The organism is Methylorubrum sp. SL192, assembly GCF_026672325.1.
Lineage (GTDB): Bacteria > Pseudomonadota > Alphaproteobacteria > Rhizobiales > Beijerinckiaceae > Methylobacterium > Methylobacterium extorquens.
In genome coordinates, this window is sequence record NZ_JAPPQV010000003.1 from 4,252,450 (window position 1) to 4,268,588 (window position 16,139).

The 16,139-nt window shown below is 68.1% G+C and carries 13 protein-coding genes; 8 read left to right on the forward strand and 5 right to left on the reverse strand.

From position 1 onward, the window contains the following. The first annotated feature begins 21 nt into the window (after positions 1–21). Entirely contained in the window at positions 22–549 is a 528-nt protein-coding gene (locus OVA30_RS20505; RefSeq protein WP_003607126.1) for a Dps family protein, read from the forward strand. A gap of 109 nt (positions 550–658) precedes the next feature. Here the strand turns inward: OVA30_RS20505 and OVA30_RS20510 are convergent, their stop codons facing one another. Continuing rightward, positions 659–3,361: a bifunctional acetate--CoA ligase family protein/GNAT family N-acetyltransferase gene (locus OVA30_RS20510; RefSeq protein ID WP_012255810.1), complete on the reverse strand. Its 2,703-nt coding sequence runs from the start codon at positions 3,359–3,361 to the stop codon at positions 659–661. A gap of 343 nt (positions 3,362–3,704) precedes the next feature. Here OVA30_RS20510 and OVA30_RS20515 point away from each other — a divergent pair, with 343 nt between their 5' ends. From OVA30_RS20515 to OVA30_RS20525, 3 genes are all read left to right on the forward strand, one after another. Then, positions 3,705–4,355, forward strand: a complete 651-nt coding sequence (locus OVA30_RS20515) for a class II aldolase/adducin family protein (protein WP_268176643.1) — start codon at positions 3,705–3,707, stop codon at positions 4,353–4,355. Positions 4,356–4,948: 593 nt separating this feature from the next. Further along, entirely contained in the window at positions 4,949–5,476 is a 528-nt protein-coding gene (locus OVA30_RS20520) for a MucR family transcriptional regulator (RefSeq protein WP_015952860.1), read from the forward strand. 219 nt (positions 5,477–5,695) lie between these two features. Next, positions 5,696–6,478, forward strand: coding sequence for a restriction endonuclease (locus OVA30_RS20525; RefSeq protein WP_268176644.1), 783 nt, complete (start codon positions 5,696–5,698; stop codon positions 6,476–6,478). A gap of 2 nt (positions 6,479–6,480) precedes the next feature. Here OVA30_RS20525 and OVA30_RS20530 read toward each other — a convergent pair whose 3' ends face one another. After that, positions 6,481–7,782: a PepSY-associated TM helix domain-containing protein gene (locus OVA30_RS20530; RefSeq protein WP_268176645.1), complete on the reverse strand. Its 1,302-nt coding sequence runs from the start codon at positions 7,780–7,782 to the stop codon at positions 6,481–6,483. A 454-nt stretch (positions 7,783–8,236) separates the two neighbouring features. Between OVA30_RS20530 and OVA30_RS20535 the strand changes: the two genes are divergently transcribed. Together OVA30_RS20535 and OVA30_RS20540 are read left to right on the forward strand one after the other, a co-directional pair. Next, positions 8,237–10,420 (forward strand): transglycosylase domain-containing protein, encoded by a 2,184-nt coding sequence (locus OVA30_RS20535; RefSeq protein WP_268176646.1) that lies wholly within the window; start codon positions 8,237–8,239, stop codon positions 10,418–10,420. 294 nt (positions 10,421–10,714) lie between these two features. Then, on the forward strand, positions 10,715–11,782 hold the full coding sequence (locus OVA30_RS20540) for an adenylate/guanylate cyclase domain-containing protein (protein ID WP_041358316.1): 1,068 nt from the start codon (positions 10,715–10,717) through the stop codon (positions 11,780–11,782). 18 nt (positions 11,783–11,800) lie between these two features. Here OVA30_RS20540 and OVA30_RS20545 read toward each other — a convergent pair whose 3' ends face one another. Next, a complete protein-coding gene (locus OVA30_RS20545) occupies positions 11,801–12,199 on the reverse strand; it encodes an MAPEG family protein (protein ID WP_003603794.1) in 399 nt (132 codons plus the stop codon). 296 nt (positions 12,200–12,495) lie between these two features. Between OVA30_RS20545 and OVA30_RS20550 the strand changes: the two genes are divergently transcribed. Beyond that, positions 12,496–13,401 (forward strand): ParA family protein, encoded by a 906-nt coding sequence (locus tag OVA30_RS20550; RefSeq protein ID WP_268176647.1) that lies wholly within the window; start codon positions 12,496–12,498, stop codon positions 13,399–13,401. After that, positions 13,391–13,915 (forward strand): hypothetical protein, encoded by a 525-nt coding sequence (locus OVA30_RS20555; RefSeq protein ID WP_268176649.1) that lies wholly within the window; start codon positions 13,391–13,393, stop codon positions 13,913–13,915. The genes OVA30_RS20550 and OVA30_RS20555 overlap by 11 nt, the downstream gene beginning before the upstream one ends. 24 nt (positions 13,916–13,939) lie before the next feature. On the opposite strand, the gene OVA30_RS20560 is transcribed toward OVA30_RS20555, so the two are convergent. Beyond that, positions 13,940–14,149: a hypothetical protein gene (locus OVA30_RS20560; protein WP_238507793.1), complete on the reverse strand. Its 210-nt coding sequence runs from the start codon at positions 14,147–14,149 to the stop codon at positions 13,940–13,942. Positions 14,150–14,420: 271 nt separating this feature from the next. After that, positions 14,421–16,061 (reverse strand): chaperonin GroEL, encoded by a 1,641-nt coding sequence (groL, locus tag OVA30_RS20565; RefSeq protein WP_003603799.1) that lies wholly within the window; start codon positions 16,059–16,061, stop codon positions 14,421–14,423. Positions 16,062–16,139 lie beyond the last annotated feature (78 nt).

Genomic DNA, 16,139 nt, shown 5'->3' on the forward strand with positions numbered 1-16,139 from the left:
AGAGTGTTAAGGATACCCCCCATGGCGAAAGCGAAGCTGCGCGTCCCCAGTGACCGGCTCAACACCCCGACCGATCTCGACCCGAACGACGTCAAGAAGATCTCCGAGGGCTTGACCGTTCTCCTGTCGGATCTCTTCGCGCTCTATATCAAGACCAAGAATTTCCACTGGCATGTCAGTGGGCCGAATTTCCGCGACTATCACCTGCTGCTCGATGAGCAGTCGGAGCAGATCTTCGCGATCATCGACGCCGTGGGCGAACGCGCCCGCAAGATCGGCGGCACGACCCTTCGCTCCCTCGGACAGGCCGAGCAGCTCAAGCGCGTTCCCGACAACAACGCGGATTATGTGAGCCCGCTGGAGATGCTCAAGGAACTGCGCGACGACAACAAGGCGCTGACCGCCAACATGCGCGAGCTGCACAGCGTCACCGACGAGGCCAACGACGTCTCGACCACGAGCCTCTTGGAAGAGTGGATCGATCAGTCCGAGGAGCGCACGTGGTTCCTCTACGAGTCGACCCGCGAGGCCACCGACAGCGGCCACTGAGCCTTTTCTCGCTACCGAGGAACCGCCGATCCGAAAGGGTCGGCGGTTTTTCTTTGTCTGCGGAGCGTCGCGCGAAAAGGCCGGTCGCGATCGGGGCCGTAGGCGGTGATTATTCCCCGACGGTCAGCGTCGCCTTCACAAGGCTCGGGTCGTCCGGAACCGCTTTCTCCACGAAGCCGAGGTGGCGGCAGACCGCTCGCATCGGCCGGTTCTCTGCGAGCACGCTGCCCTCGACCACGGCGATGCCCTCGGCCCTGGCCCAGTCGATCATCATGCGCATGAGGGCGGCGCCGAGGCCCGTGCCCTTGATGTCGGAGCGCACGAGGATCGCGAACTCGCCCGTGTCGTGGTTGGCGTTGGCGTGCAGACGGACGGCGCCGAGCATGCGCCGGTCCTCCTCCGCCGCGTCGTCTAGGGCAACGAAGGCGATGGCGCGGGAGTAGTCGAGCTGGGTCAGCCGGGCGAGGAAGGCATGGCTGAAGTCCCGCACCGGCGCGAAGAAGCGCAGGCGCACATCCTCGGGGTCCACCTGCGCGAAGAAGGCGCGGAACATGTCCTCGTCGTCGGGCCGGACCGGCCGGACATGTACGCACCGCTCGCCGACCTCGATCCGCCGCTCCCAATCGGACGGATAGGGCCGGATCGCGAAGCGCGGGTGCCAGTTGCCACGGCGACGCTCCGGCGGGCTCGGCTCCGGCGCGATGCGTACCCGCGCGTCGAGGGCGACCGCGCCGTCGGCGTCCGCCAGTAGAGGGTTGATGTCGAGTTCGCGTACCGCCGGCAGGTCGGCGGCGAGTTGGGCGAGTTTCACCAGCAGCAGGGCGATGGCCGGCAAATCCGCCGCCGGCACGTCGCGATAGGCTTCGAGACGGCGGGCCACGCGGGTGCGGCCGATCAATTCGCTCGCCAGGGCCAGATCGAGCGGCGGCAGGGCCAGGGCCCGGTCGTCGATGACTTCGACCGCCGTGCCGCCACGCCCGAACACGACCACGGGCCCAAAGACCGGATCTTCGGCGAGGCCCGCAATCAGCTCCCGCCCCTGCGGCCGGCGCAGCATCGGCTGCACGGCAAAGCCCGCCACCCGCGCGTCGGGGCGGAGTTCCCGAACGCGCGCGATCATGGCGTGGGCCGCCTCGCGCACGTCGGCTTCCGAGGTGAGGCCGAGGCGCACCCCGCCGACCTCGGATTTGTGCACCACGTCCGGTGAGACGAGCTTGAGCACCACCGTGCCGCCGCCCGCGATCAGCGGCCACGCCGCCGCCGCAGCCCCGTCGGGATCGGGCGCCAGCGTGACGGGCACCGAGACGATCCGATAGGCGGTCAACAGCTCGGTCACCGCGTAGGGGTCGAGCCAGGTGCGCCCTTCGGCCAGCGCCTCGTCTACGATGCGGCGCGCGGCGGCGACGTCCGGCGTGAACTCGCGCGGCAGGGCGTCCGGCGTGCGCATCAGGTCGTTCTGCGCCTCGCGGTAGCGCACGAGGTGCAGGAAGCCCTCCACCGCGTCGGCATCGGTGGCAAAGAGCGGGATCTTGGCGTCGGCATAGATCGCGCGGATCGCCTCGTCCTCGCCGATCGAGACCGCGAAGACCGGCTTGCGGCGTCCCGCCGAACGCGCCTTGGCGACGGCGCCGGCCACGGTCTCGGCGACCTCACGGCTGCCCGCCCGCGCGGTCGGCACATGGATCGAGACGATCGCGTCGCTGTCGCGTCCGGCGAGCAGCGGTTCCAGAGCACCGACGTAATCGCCCGGCACCGCGTCGATGCCGAGATCGAGCGGGTTGGCCTGCCGGCCGTGCCGCACGGGGGCTAGGCAATCCTGCGTTGCCGGTGCGGGCTCCGCCAGCGTGCCGCCGAGATCGGCCAGCCGGTCGGCGGCGAGCGCGCCGATGCCGCGCCCGTTGGAGACGATCATCAGCCGGTTGCCGGGGAAGGGCCGCTGGCGCCCCAGGGTCTCGACGGCGGAGAACATGGCATCGAGCCCGTCCACCGCGAGCAGGCCGGCGCGTCGGAAGGCGGCCTCGTAGACGGCGCCGGGCCGGGCGAGCGCGCCGGTATGCGTCTCCGGTCGGCGGCCGGGCGCGTCGTGGCGCCCGGTGCGCAGCACCACGACCGGCTTGGCGCGCGCCGCCGCCCGGGCTGCGGTGAGGAATTTCCGCGCATCCGTGATGTGGTGCAGCGACAGGATGATCGCGCGGGTGTGGAAATCCTCGGCGAAGTGGTCGAGGCAGTCGGCGATGTCGATGTCGGCGGAGCGGCCGAGCGTCATCACTGCGGAGAAGCCGACCCCGTGCCGCCATCCCCATTCGGCGATGGCCGAGGCGACGGTGCCGGATTGCGAGATGAGGGCGAGATCGCCGGGCTTCGGCGGACGGGCGAGCAGGCTCGCGTTGAGGCCGCGTGCCGGGACGCTCAGGCCGACGCTGTCGGGCCCGATCAGCCGTAATCCGTGCCGCCGTGCCGCCGCGTGGGCGGCGCCGGCCGGGGCCGCCTCGCCGACGCCGAGATGGGCGGACAGGATCACCGCCGCGGCGGCGCCGATCTGCCCCGCCTCCTCGACGATACCCGGCACCGCCGCCGGGGGCGTGGCGATCATCACGAGGTCGGGCGCCTGGGGGATGTCGGCAAGGCGCGGGCTGCACGCCAATCCATCGACGCTGGTCTCGCGCGGATGAACCGGAACGATGTCGCCGGTGAATCCGCCTGCGCGCAGGCCGTCGATGATCGCCCGGCCGACGGAGCCGGGTCGGTCGCCCGCTCCGACCACGGCGATGCGGCGCGGGGCGAGCAGAGCCTCGAATCGATAGGTGCTCATGGGCCGCCTATATCATTTCAAGGCTCGAGGCCGAGCGTCAAACCGCCGTCTGATGGAGCAGATCGACCACAATCGGCGCGACGGAGCCGCAAGTGAAGCGCGTAGAGCGAGTACACCTCTGTCCAATACGCGTGTTCGGCGAGCGTTCCTGCCGCCTCAGGCGGCAGGCATCCTCAGCCGGCGGTCCCGGTCCGGCTCCCCCTGCCCCGGTTTCACCCGGCCGCTCCTGCGGATAGTGTCACGGATCCGTTCCGGCGATTGCCGGTGCAATCGCGCCCGACAAAGTCTGTTCGCTCCGCGTGCCCTGCATCGCAGGATCGATCCGCCCTCAGAGGAGTTGCCCGTGCCGACTTTCGCGACCCGTCAAGCGATGGTCGAGGCGATGCGCCGGATGCTCGATCTCGGCCTCAGCCAGGGAACCTCGGGCAACCTCTCCGTCCGAACCGGAAGCGGCTTCCTCGTGACGCCCTCCGGGCTTCCGGCGGAGCAGCTCAGCCCCGATGACCTCGTCCCCATGGATTTCGACGGGCATTGGGACCATCCGCTGGCCCCCTCCTCCGAGTGGCGCTTCCATCGCGACATCTTGGCGGCCCGGCCCGAGATCGGCGCCGTCGTCCACGCCCATCCCCCCTACGCGACCGGTTTCGCGATCTGCGGGCGGGAGATCCCGGCGGTGCATTACATGATCGCGATGGCCGGCGGCCCGACCATCCGTTGCGCCCCCTACGCGCCCTACGGCACGCAGCGCCTCTCGGATTTCGCCCTCGACGCCCTCGAAGGCCGCAGCGCCTGCCTGCTTGCTAACCACGGCATGATCGCCACGGGCCCGAACCTGTCGAAGGCGATGTGGCTCGCCGTCGAAGTCGAGGCCCTGTGCCGCCAATATGCGATCGCGTTGCAGGTCGGCGCACCGGTGGTGCTGTCCGATGCCGAAGTCGCCGAGACGGTCGAGCGATTCAAGTCCTATGGCCCCCGCGAAAAATCCGGGCATTGAGTTTTTGCATACAGCGATTTCGATTGGCCTCGATGCAGAATGGTTTGAATTTTGTTTGATGAAATGAGTTTTGATTATAATTATGGTATCAAAATAGCCTCCGGTAATACATAATAACTTTCTATCTGAGATATATTAACTGAAATTTCTACCGAGAAGCGTGGAAATAGAGTATTTTCTAGATTTTCAAACTCGTATTTTCCTTCAAGTTCTCAGATATATATTTCAAATATCGGTGGTTTGAGCGTTTTTGAGCTTGGCTTTTTGCAATCGCCGCCGAATCTGGCGCGACGCTCCCGAACGGTACTCTCCCACCGGTCTGCGTAATGATCCCGTCTTGCATTTCGGAATTATACCGTATGTCGGGGTTTTCATGGAGTTCGCAATACGACTTTTATCGCAATAGCCGTGTCAAACGGGCGAAAGTTCAATTGATTTTTGGAAGACGCTCAAATTCCATCTTGCAGCCGGACCCATCAAAGGTTAAGTCCTGGATCATTCAGCGCAGTCGCACCGTGCTCGGCAATGATGGCGTCTTCGTTATGGCGCTCGTTGCAGTTCGTCGTTTGCAGATATCGGAAGGGATATTGAGGATGTCGCTTGAGGATGGCTCCGCTGGCGATCACGTGGCCTTGGTTGTCGATATCGTGTCGGCCTATGTCGGGAATAACTCCCTGGCGGTCGGGGAACTGCCCGGGCTGATCACGTCGGTTCATGGTGCGCTGGCACACTTATCGAATAAGCCGAGTGAGCCTGAAGAACCGGCCCCGACGCCGGCTGTCTCGATCCGGCGTTCGATCCAGCAGGATTTCCTCATTTGCCTCGAAGACGGCAAAAAGTTCAAATCGCTCAAGCGGCATCTGCGGACGCGCTACAATCTCTCGCCTGACGAGTACCGCGCGCGCTGGAACCTGCCGGACGACTATCCCATGGTCGCACCGAGCTACGCCGCGACCCGCTCGGAACTGGCCCGGACCATGGGCCTCGGCCAGCAGCGCCGGAAATGGCCCTCCAAGACGGCGCCGGAGACAATCGCCGAACCGGCCGCCGAACCCGCTAATGAGACCAGCGCCTCGGCGCCGCGTCGCCGTGGCCGGGCTCGTTCCGCGGACGCGGTCTGAGCGCATCGCGCTGACCGACAGTATAGAAGGCCGGGCCGCCAGCGATCGCCCGGCCTCCGAGCGGCGGGTTTGCGCCGGAACCGCTTATCCACACGCGATGCGGCTACACTCCGTCGGCGAGAGCAGGATCAAGCCTCGGCGTTAGAAGTCGGGCAACCGCTCGGCGGGAACAGTTCCTGTGTAGTCCGGGCATCGTCCCGGTCTCTCGCGGGAGACATGATGTCCGGCCGGTCGACCATTGCCACGCGCCTGTTCTGGACCGTCGTCCTCGGCGGTGGCGCTGCCATCCGTTATGGAGCACCGGCTCTCGCCGCCACGGGAGCGGTCTGCCTCGCGATCCTCCTCCATCGCCTCGACCGGCCGCGCCGCTTCCGCGCGCTCGTGCGTCGCATCGCCCGGCGCCACGCCGCGACGCTCGCCCTGCGACGGCGGCAAGAGCGTTTCCTCGACGCCTACGGCAACACGATCGAGGATGGCTGGCTGCGCGAGCGCGAGTATTTCGTCGAGCGCACCGTCCTGCCGCTCGTCGAAGAGCGCGGCTTTTCCGATTACGCCGAGCCGCGCTTCGAAGAGATGGTGGAGATCGTCGAGCGGGTGGCCTGTGCGCACGAACTGCCTGACGAAATGGAGACGCCGGAAGACGGGATCGCCTACGAGCGATACTGCGCCGAACTTCTGGGCGAGGCGGGCTGGGATGCCCGGCCCACGGGGGCGAGCGGCGACCAGGGCTGCGACGTGATCGCCGAGAAGGCGGGCCTGCGCCTGATCGTACAGTGCAAGCGCTACGGCCGCCCGGTCGGCAACGCGGCGGTGCAGGAGGTTGCGGCCGCCGCCCTCCACTGGTCGGGCGACATGGCGGCCGTGGTCTCGAATGCCGGCTTCACGCCCGCCGCCCGCAAGCTCGCCGGCACCACCGGCGTCCTGCTCCTCCACCACGACGATCTCGCGACACTGGCGCCGACCCGCCGGGCCGGCCGCCGTGTGCTGGCGGCCGGGCGCTGAACCTACTCCGCCGGCACGGGCCGGCTGACGGGCCGGGCAGGCAGCGCGACGGCCTTGCGCCGAACCGACAGACGCGCCGCGCGCTTGCGCCACCAGATCACCACGCCGGTGACCGACAGCATCGCGACGACGAGCCCCATGAACGAGATCAGGATGCGGCCGGGCAGGCCGAGGATGCGGCCCGAATGCACCGGGAACTGCGCCTGCACGAAGATGTCGGCGGCGGTGCCGACCCAGGGCTGGCGGTCGCCGATCACCCGGCCGTCCCCACCGTCGAAATAGATCGCCGCCGGTCCGACGCCCGCGGCGCCGTGGTCGTCGCCGGGCTCGAAGAAGCGGGCGGTGTAGAAGCCCTGCATCGGCGCGTAGGCGAGCGCGCCGATCGGTTCCTTCCAGCCCCGGCGCTGCCCCTCCGCCTGTGCCGCCTCCAGGATGCGGGCATAATCCACCCCCGGCTCGATCGGCTTGAGCGGCGAGACGAAGGGGCGGGTGTTCGACGGGTCGGGCGTCACCTGCGAGACGCTCGACATCAGCGGCAGGAACACCTCGCGGTAGAGGTTGAGCGAGAACGCCGTGAAGGCGAGCACGAACAGCAGCGCGAAGGTCCAGAGGCTGAAGGCGCGGTGCAGATCGAAGGTCACGCGGTAGGGGCTACCCGCGGTCTTCACCTTCCAGGCCGGCTTCCAGCGCGACCACCAGCCCCGGCCGAGCTGCCGCTCGACCGCCGCCGGGCGCTCCGGGTTGGCGGGTTTGCGCACCGGCAGCGTCAGGTAGAAGCCGACGAAGGAATCGAGCATCCAGACGACGGCGACGATCCCGAGCAGCCAGATGCCCCAGCGCTCCTCGCCCCACATCTCCGGCAGGTGCAGGGAGTAGTGCAGCTTGTACAGGAACGAGATCAGCGTCTCGCGGGTGATCGGCCAGACCTGACCCCATTCCCGCCGGCCGAGTTCGGCCCCGGTGACGGGATCGAGGAAGACCTGATTGTAGCCGAGCTTGTGCAGGCCGCCGGTCGCCGCATCGACCCGCGGCATCACGAACAGGGACAGCGACTCGCCGGCCTCAGCTGCGAGCGGGAGATAGGCGACGCGGGCGCGTGGATCCCGGGCCTCGAAGTGTCGCGCGAGGTCGAGGGCGGGGATCGCCGCACCGCGGCTCTCGACCGTGTGCAGATGCGGGTTCAGCCAATCGTCGAGTTCGTGGTCCCAGGAGATCACCGCGCCGGTGAGCCCCGCCACGAGCAGGAAGGCGGCGATCGTCAGACCGGCCCAGCGGTGGAGAAGGACGAAAACGGAGCGCGCCATCAACCCTCGAGCCTCTTTCCGCGACGGAGCGACCGTCGTCGGAGAAGGAAAGGCGATCCGGCCCTCGGACGAACGAGCCCCGGTCCGGTCAGTGCCTTGTGCGGGCCCTCATGCCTGCGCGGTGAGGGCGAACCCGTCGATAACGGTTGCCACCTCGATGCGCCACCCCTTGGGCGCCCCTTGAATCGTGCGTGACACGATCACGCGTGAAGATCCGGTAAAGGCCGGTCGGGCGTGCTTCGGCTGGTTTAACAACCCTTAAACCCGCCGCATTTACTGTCTCTGACGCAAGGGGCGACCCGCCGTGCCGCAGGGCCAGCCGGCGCGTCCGAGGGGATCGATCCGGCGGAATACCGACGCGCGGATCCCGAGCAGGGGAGCACGGTCGCGGGAGGCAAGATCCTTCGAGGACAAGACTCCTTCGAGGATCGGCAGCCCCGGACGCATGGAACGCATGGCGCAGTCTCGCGGACGCAAACCACGCAGCGAACCCACCTTCGACATCCCGGAGGGGAGCGAGCCGGGCCGCCTCGACGTGCGCCTGTCGCGCAACGACCGGTCGGCGGGTGGGCAGCGGGCTTCGGCCGGCCGCCCCGCCTCGGCGCCGAAAGCGCGTGCGCGCAAGGCCTCCGGCGGCGGCAGCGGCCGGCGCCCGCCGCGGCGGCGCTCCTGGCTCGGCCGTCTGGTCTATGCCGGTGTCGTCCTCGGCATCTGGGTGGCGATCGGGCTGGCCGGCCTCATCGCCTATCACGCCTCGCAGTTGCCGCCGATCGACCAGCTCGCGGTTCCGAAGCGCCCGCCCAACATCGCGATTCTCGCCAGCGACGGCAGCCTGCTCGCCAACCGCGGTGAGACTGGCGGCCGCGTCGTCTCGATCAAGGAATTGCCGCCCTACCTGCCGCGCGCCTTCGTCGCGATCGAGGACCGGCGGTTCTACGACCATTTCGGCATCGATCCCGTGGGCATTGCCCGCGCGATCACCCAGAACCTGACCCGGCGCGGGGTGGCGCAGGGCGGCTCGACGCTGACCCAGCAGCTCGCCAAGAACCTGTTCCTCACCCCGGAACGGTCGGCATCGCGAAAAATCCAGGAAGCGATCCTGGCGCTGTGGCTGGAGCACAAATACTCGAAGGACGAGATCCTCGAACTCTACCTCAACCGGGTCTATTTCGGTGCCGGCGCCTATGGCGTCGAAGCCGCGGCGCAGCGCTATTTCGGCAAGCCTGCCAAGAACGTGACCCTGGCGGAGGCCGCCATGCTCGGCGGCCTCGTGCAGGCGCCCTCGCGGCTTGCCCCCAACCGCAACCTGAAGGCGGCGCAGGCTCGCGCGGCCCAGGTGCTCGCGGCGATGGAAGAGCTGGGCTTTGCCAAGAGCGCCGACGCGAAGGTCGCGCTGGCCCAGCCGGCCCGGCCCGCCTCGACCCGCGGCGGCGGCTCGCCGAACTACGTCGCCGACCTCGTGATGGACGTGCTCGACGACTTCCTGCCCAAGTTCGACGACGACATCGTCGTCGCCACCACCGTCGATGCGAGCATGCAGACGGCCGGCGAGAAGGCGCTCACCGACGAACTCAACGCCAAGGGTGGCCGCTACAACGTCGGCCAGGGCGCCCTCGTCTCGATGCGGCCGGACGGGGCGATCCGTGCGCTCGTCGGCGGGCGCGACTACGCGCAGAGCCAGTTCAACCGCGCCACAACCGCCAAGCGCCAGCCGGGCTCGGCCTTCAAGCCCTTCGTCTACCTCGCCGCGGTCGAGCGCGGCCTGACCCCCGACACGATGCGCGAGGACGCGCCCGTGCGGATCGGCAACTGGGCGCCGGAGAACTACTCGCACAATTATCGCGGCGCGGTTTCCTTGCGCGAGGCGCTGGCGCTCTCGCTCAACACGGTGGCGGTGAAGCTCGGCCAGGAGGTCGGCCCGAAGGCGGTGGTGCAGACCGCCCAGCGGCTTGGCATCTCGTCCTCGCTCCAGGCCAACGGCTCGATCGCGCTCGGCACCTCGGAGGTGACGCCGCTCGAACTCGTGGGCGCCTACTGCGCCTTCGCCAATGGCGGCACCGGCGTGATTCCCTACGTCATCGCCAGCATCAAGAGCGCCACCGGCAAGGTACTCTACAAGCGCGGCGAGGGCGGGCTCGGCCGCGTCATCGACCCCAACGCCGTCGGCATGATGAACGCCATGATGCACGACGTCTTCACCATGGGCACGGCGAAGAAGGCCGAGATCCCCGGCTGGGAGTTGGCCGGCAAGACCGGCACCAGCCAGGAGTTCCGCGATGCGTGGTTCGTCGGCTACTCCGCGACGCTGGTGACCGGGGTCTGGCTCGGCAACGACGACGGCGAGCCGACCAAGCGCGCCTCGGGCGGCAGCCTGCCGGTGGAGATCTGGAAGGCTTACATGACCACGGCGCTCAAGGGCGAGAAGCCGGTGGGCCTGCCGGGCATGAACCGCTGGCGGGCGCCGCGGCCCGAGGCGCAGCCTGAGCGGGATTCCGGCCCCGGCGGCCTGATCGGCGCGCTGCTCGGCGAGCCGGAGCAGACGGCCTCCGCCCTCCCCCCGCGCTCGGTTCCGAGGGGGCGCGGTCCGAGCCGGGACGATCGCAACTTCCTCGAGAAGCTGTTCGGGGTCGGCGAGTAGCCGCTGCCTGATTCACCCGACGGGAATGGGTAATCCCTCCCGTCGGGCGGCGACCGATAAAAAATCGGGCGCGGCCGGAACCGAGCATGCGGCCGTGCGCCACATTCGCGCCACGTTGCAGGCATGACCCTCCGACAGTCGGGAGAGGACCGCGGCCTTCGCCCGCATCTCCTGATTGCCGACGGAAGGAGCCTCCGTGTCGACCCGCCTGCCCGACCGTTGCCCGCATGGCCCTGTGGCCTCCGCGAACGGGCCGGGCGCATCCTTCTCCGCCGGCCGCCGGAGCCCGATCTGATGCTGCCGCACCATCGCTGGTTCTGGCTTCTCATCCTGCTCGCCGCGGGCGGCGCCGGGCTGCTCTACAACGTCATTTTCGCCGGTGGTGCGAGCCCGGCGGCCGGCTTTACCTACGGCCTGTGTGTCGGTGTCTCGGCCCTGGCCTTCGACCGGGGCGTGCTGCTGGCGGGCGTCCAGTCGCGCATCCGGCGCCTGCCCGCCGGGCTCTACGTCGTCGCGGCGGAACTCTCCTACGTGGCGATGATCGTCGTCGGCAACGCGCTCGGCGGCTTCGTCGTCTGGCTGCTCGGCCTGACCGGCGACAGCCTGGAGGAGGCCGTGCGCACCACGCCGCGGGTGCTCGCCTACGCGCTGGCCGTCTCGGCCCTGCTCGTCTTCGTGATTCGCATGCGCGACCTGATCGGCGGCGAGGTCTTCATCAACTTCCTCGTCGGGCGCTATCATCGCCCGGTGGAGGAGGAGCGCATCTTTCTGTTCCTCGACGTGGTCGGATCGACCGCCTTCGCCGAGACCCACGGCGACCTGCGGGCGCAGGAATATCTCAGCGCCGTCTTCGCGACCCTCGCCGAGCCGGTGCGCCGGTTCTACGGCTCGACCGACGACTATATCGGCGATCTGGCCATGATCACTTGGCCGATGGAGCGCGGCCTGAAGGATGCGCGCTGCGTCGAGTGCCTGTTCGCGGTGCGCGAGCGCATCGAGGCGGAGGCGGAGGGCTGGGAAGCGCGCTTCGGCACCGTGCCGCGCCTGCGGGCGGGCCTGCATGGCGGCCCGGTGGTGACGGCCGAAGTCGGGGTCGACCGGCACAAGATCGCTTATTTCGGCGACGCCGTGAATGTCGTCGCCCGGGTCGAGGCTTTGTGCCGCCCGCTCGGCGTCGATACTTTGATCTCCGAGGATCTGCTGAAGCGGCTGCCGCGGCTGCCCGAGGGTGTCGTGGTGAGACCGCTGGGCACCCACGCCCTGCGCGGGCGCGGTCAGCCCCTGTCCGTCGCGACCCTCGAACGCAACGGAACCGCCGCATTGGCCGAGGCCACGGCGCCGCGGATCGCCGCCGCGCCGTAGGACGGGCGAACCCGCCGGTCAGCCGACCTGCAGCAGCAGCAGGATCGACGCGATCGTCATGACCGCGAACGTCGCGAGAATGCCGCCGCCCCGGCAGGCGAACTGGCGCGGCGAGTTCGTGGGGGCGAACATCCCGATCGGATGCAGGATGCGCGCGATCACCAGCACGATCAGCAGGCCCTGAACCCAGCCATGGGAGCCGCCGCCCGCCTCGTAGAGCGCGATCAGCAGCAGGGTCAGCGGCACGTATTCCTGGAAATTGCCGTGCGAGCGGATGCGCCGCTGGAGCGCGTCCTGCCCGCCATCGCCGAACAGGACGTTGCCGGTGACCCGGCCGCCGATCACCCATCCGGTCAGTCCGGCATAGATCAGGCCCAGAATCGCGGCGTAGAAGGCCGTGGTGGTCGGAAAAATCACAGGGAAAAACCTCGGATCGGAGGGCGACCCGCCATCGGGCGGATGTCGTTGGCGCTTCGCAAGATAGGATTATCAGCGCCGTGTTCCGCCCATACGGGCGATCACGAAGGCGTATTCCCGGCGCGGCACTCGCCGACGGGCCCTGCACGCCGCTCGGCGCGGCGGGCGATGGGATGACATTAAGCATTCTACCGAAAGGTGTCGTCGGCTTTCTGCGAGAGGTGATGCACTAGGGTAGCGCCAGGCGACTCGGCCGGTCTGCGGAGCGTGGCCGTGCGAAAGGGCCGTTCAGGAGGATGTCGGTGGGCGGCAAGCTGATCGCGGTGGCGAACATGAAGGGCGGGGTCGGCAAGACCACCACCGTGGTCATGCTCGCCGAGGCGCTGGCCGCCGATGGGGCGCGGGTGCTCGTGGTCGATCTCGACCCGCAGGCGAGCGTGTCGGTCTGCCTCGCGGGCGATGCGTTGCTCGGCGAGATGATCGTCCGCGGGCGCACGCTGGAGGCCTATCTCGCCCTCAAGCTCATCACCCGCCACAAGCCCGATCTCTCCGCCCGCATCCAGCCCGGCGTGAGCCTGACCACCCACAAGAATGCGCCGCTCGCGCTCTCGCTGCTGCCGTCCGGCCCGCATCTGCGACTGGTGGAGCGGGAGATCCTCTACGAGCTGACCGAGCGAAAATTCTCGATGCACGCCATCGACGAGAAGCTGTGGAAGGTCTTTCACGACGACTTCGTGCCGCTGGCGCGGCATTACGACTACGTCTTCTTTGATTGCGCGCCGGGGATCTCGCCGATCACCGAGGTGGCGGTGCGCGCCGCCGACCTCGTTCTCGTCACCTCGATCCCCGACTTTCTCTCGACCTACGGGCTCAACGCCTTCGTCGAGACGATCTGGCGGCGCTCCAGCCGGCAGGCGAGCCATATTGCGCCGAAGAGCGCACCCTACGTCCTCGTCACCCGCTTTCAGTCCCAGGTGCGCCAGCATCAGCGAACCCTGGCGCGGCTCCAGGCGGAGGCGCGGGCCGAGGATGCCGGCTTCCATTTGCTCGAAACCCGCATTCCTCAGGCGGCGGCGCTCGCCGACGCGCTTGTCCCGGCCGACGGGGCGCCCCCGACCTTCTCCGCCAAGTACGGCGCCCATGTCCCCAACGTGCTGATCCCGTTGGTCGCGGAAGTGAAGGAAATCCTCCATGGCCCTTGATGTCGATGGCTATGCCGTGTTGCAGGCGATGGCCTCCGCGCCGGAAGCGTTTCCCGACATCCGCACCGAGATTCCCAAAGCCGCCCGTGCCCTCGTCGTGAAGCAGCTCAAGGCCCGGGCCTTGCGCGTGGCGTCGCTGCGTCTGATCCGCGAGGTGCTGGGCGGCGAGAGCTTCGCCCTGATCGCCGACGGGATGTCCGAGGCCGAGGTGAAGGGAGTGGTGACTCGCCTCGACCCGCACCACCCCTCGCTGAAGACCGCGACGCCGGGGTGGCACCGCCACCGCTTCAGCGCTCTGGCGGCCGGCGACGCGCCGTTCCGCAAGGGCGAGACCCGCGCCGAAGACAGTCCGGCGAAGCTGCGTTCAGGTGAGGCGCCGCCGGAGCGCGCCCTTGCCAGCCGTCCCTTCTCCGCAGTCTGGGACGGCAAGGACCACGACGCGCCGCCCACGAAGGACAGCCGGGAGAAGAAGGATAAGGAGAAGTATCGGAAGGGCAAGAAGAAGAAGGGCTGAAGCCCTTCCGCTCAAAACGGCTGCCTATATCTCCGGAAACAGCACCGCGTACCGCGCTTCGACGGCGGCGAGCCGGCCCTGCCCTTCCAGGACTGCGACCCGGTGCTGCCGCGTGACGTCGAGCAGCCCGTCGGCCATCTCGGCCTCGCCGCAGAGCCGGGCGCGCTCGGAGATCTGAGAAAGCTGATCGGCCATCAGGCTATCGATCCGTATTCCCTCGGTCAGCGCCTGCATCAGACTCAGCATCGTCTCGCGGGCATGGAGGTCAGAGGGCGATGGGGCGGGTATACGGTCCGTCACGGTACTCGCAAACGTCAGGCCGACAACGCGCCGACGCTGCCCGAGGCTCGGCGCCTCCGGCCACTGCATAGGATAAACCCTGGGCGCTTTTCACGTGGAAGCATCCGCGCACGTCCGCTCATCGTCGGGGAACCGCGGTGCCAGCGACGAAAAAGGGGCCGCCTTTCGGCGACCCCTCTTCCGTTCTTCGACCGGGTGCGTGGACTTAGAAGTCCATGCCGCCCATGCCGCCGCCGCCCGGCATCGCCGGGGCGCCGCTGTCCTTCTTCGGCGCGTCGGCGACCATGGCTTCCGTGGTCACCAGCAGGCCGGCGACCGAGGCCGCGTCCTGAAGGGCGGTGCGCACGACCTTAGCCGGGTCGACGATGCCGGCCTGGATCATGTCGACATACTCTTCGGTCTGCGCGTTGAAGCCGAAGGTCTCGCCGCCGTTGTCGGTGATCTTGCCGACGACGATGGAGCCCTCGACACCCGCGTTGCTGGCGATCTGACGGATCGGGGCTTCGAGCGCCTTGAGGACGATTTTGATGCCGGCCTGGACGTCCGGGATGTCGGACTTCAGCTCGGCGACCGCCTTCTTGGCCAGGAGCAGCGCGACGCCGCCGCCGGGGACGATGCCCTCTTCCACCGCAGCGCGGGTGGCGTTGAGCGCGTCGTCCACGCGATCCTTCTTCTCCTTGACCTCGACCTCGGTCGCGCCGCCGACGCGGATCACCGCGACGCCGCCCGCGAGCTTGGCCAGACGCTCCTGGAGCTTCTCACGATCGTAGTCCGAGGTGGTCTCCTCGATCTGCGCCTTGATCTGACCGACGCGGGCCTCGATGTCGGCCTTCTCGCCGAGACCGTCGATGATCGTGGTGGTCTCCTTCTCGATGCGGACGCGCTTGGCGCGGCCGAGCATCGGCAGGGCGACGTTCTCGAGCTTGATGCCGAGATCCTCGGAGATGGTCTGGCCCTTGGTGAGGATCGCGATGTCCTCGAGCATCGCCTTGCGGCGATCACCGAAGCCCGGAGCCTTCACGGCCGCGACCTTGAGGCCGCCGCGCAGCTTGTTCACGACGAGCGTGGCGAGCGCCTCACCCTCGATGTCCTCGGCGATGATGACGAGCGGCTTGCCGGTCTGCACCACGGCCTCGAGCACCGGCAGCATCGGCTGCAGCGAGGAGAGCTTCTTCTCGTGGATGAGGATGTAGGGATCCTCGAGCTCTGCGACCATCTTCTCGGCGTTGGTCACGAAGTACGGCGAGAGGTAGCCGCGGTCGAACTGCATGCCCTCGACGACGTCGAGTTCGGTCTCGGCGGTCTTGGCCTCCTCGACGGTGATGACGCCCTCGTTGCCCACCTTCTGCATGGCGTGGGCGATCATCTCGCCGATCTCCTTGTCGCCATTGGCGGAGATCGTGCCGACCTGGGCGACCTCTTCGGAGGAGGCGACCTTCTTGGCGCGGGCGGTGATGTCCTTCACCGCGGCGGCCGTGGCGAGGTCGATGCCGCGCTTCAGGTCCATCGGGTTGATGCCGGCGGCGACGTACTTGGCGCCTTCGCGGACGATCGCCTGGGCCAGTACGGTCGCGGTGGTGGTGCCGTCACCGGCGATGTCGTTGGTCTTCGAGGCCACTTCGCGCACCATCTGTGCGCCCATGTTCTCGAAGCGGTCGGCGAGCTCGATCTCCTTGGCGACGGTGACGCCGTCCTTGGTGATGCGCGGGGCGCCGAAGCTCTTCTCGATCACGACGTTGCGGCCCTTGGGGCCGAGCGTCACCTTGACGGCATCCGCGAGGATGTCGACGCCGCGCAGCATCTTGTCGCGAGCATCGGCGGAGAAACGTACGTCTTTCGCTGCCATGTGAGTTTACCTCGAATGATGGAAGGGGCCCTGAAGCCGGCCGAGGGCAAAAGCCCTGGCGGCCTCGAAGGGCGGTGG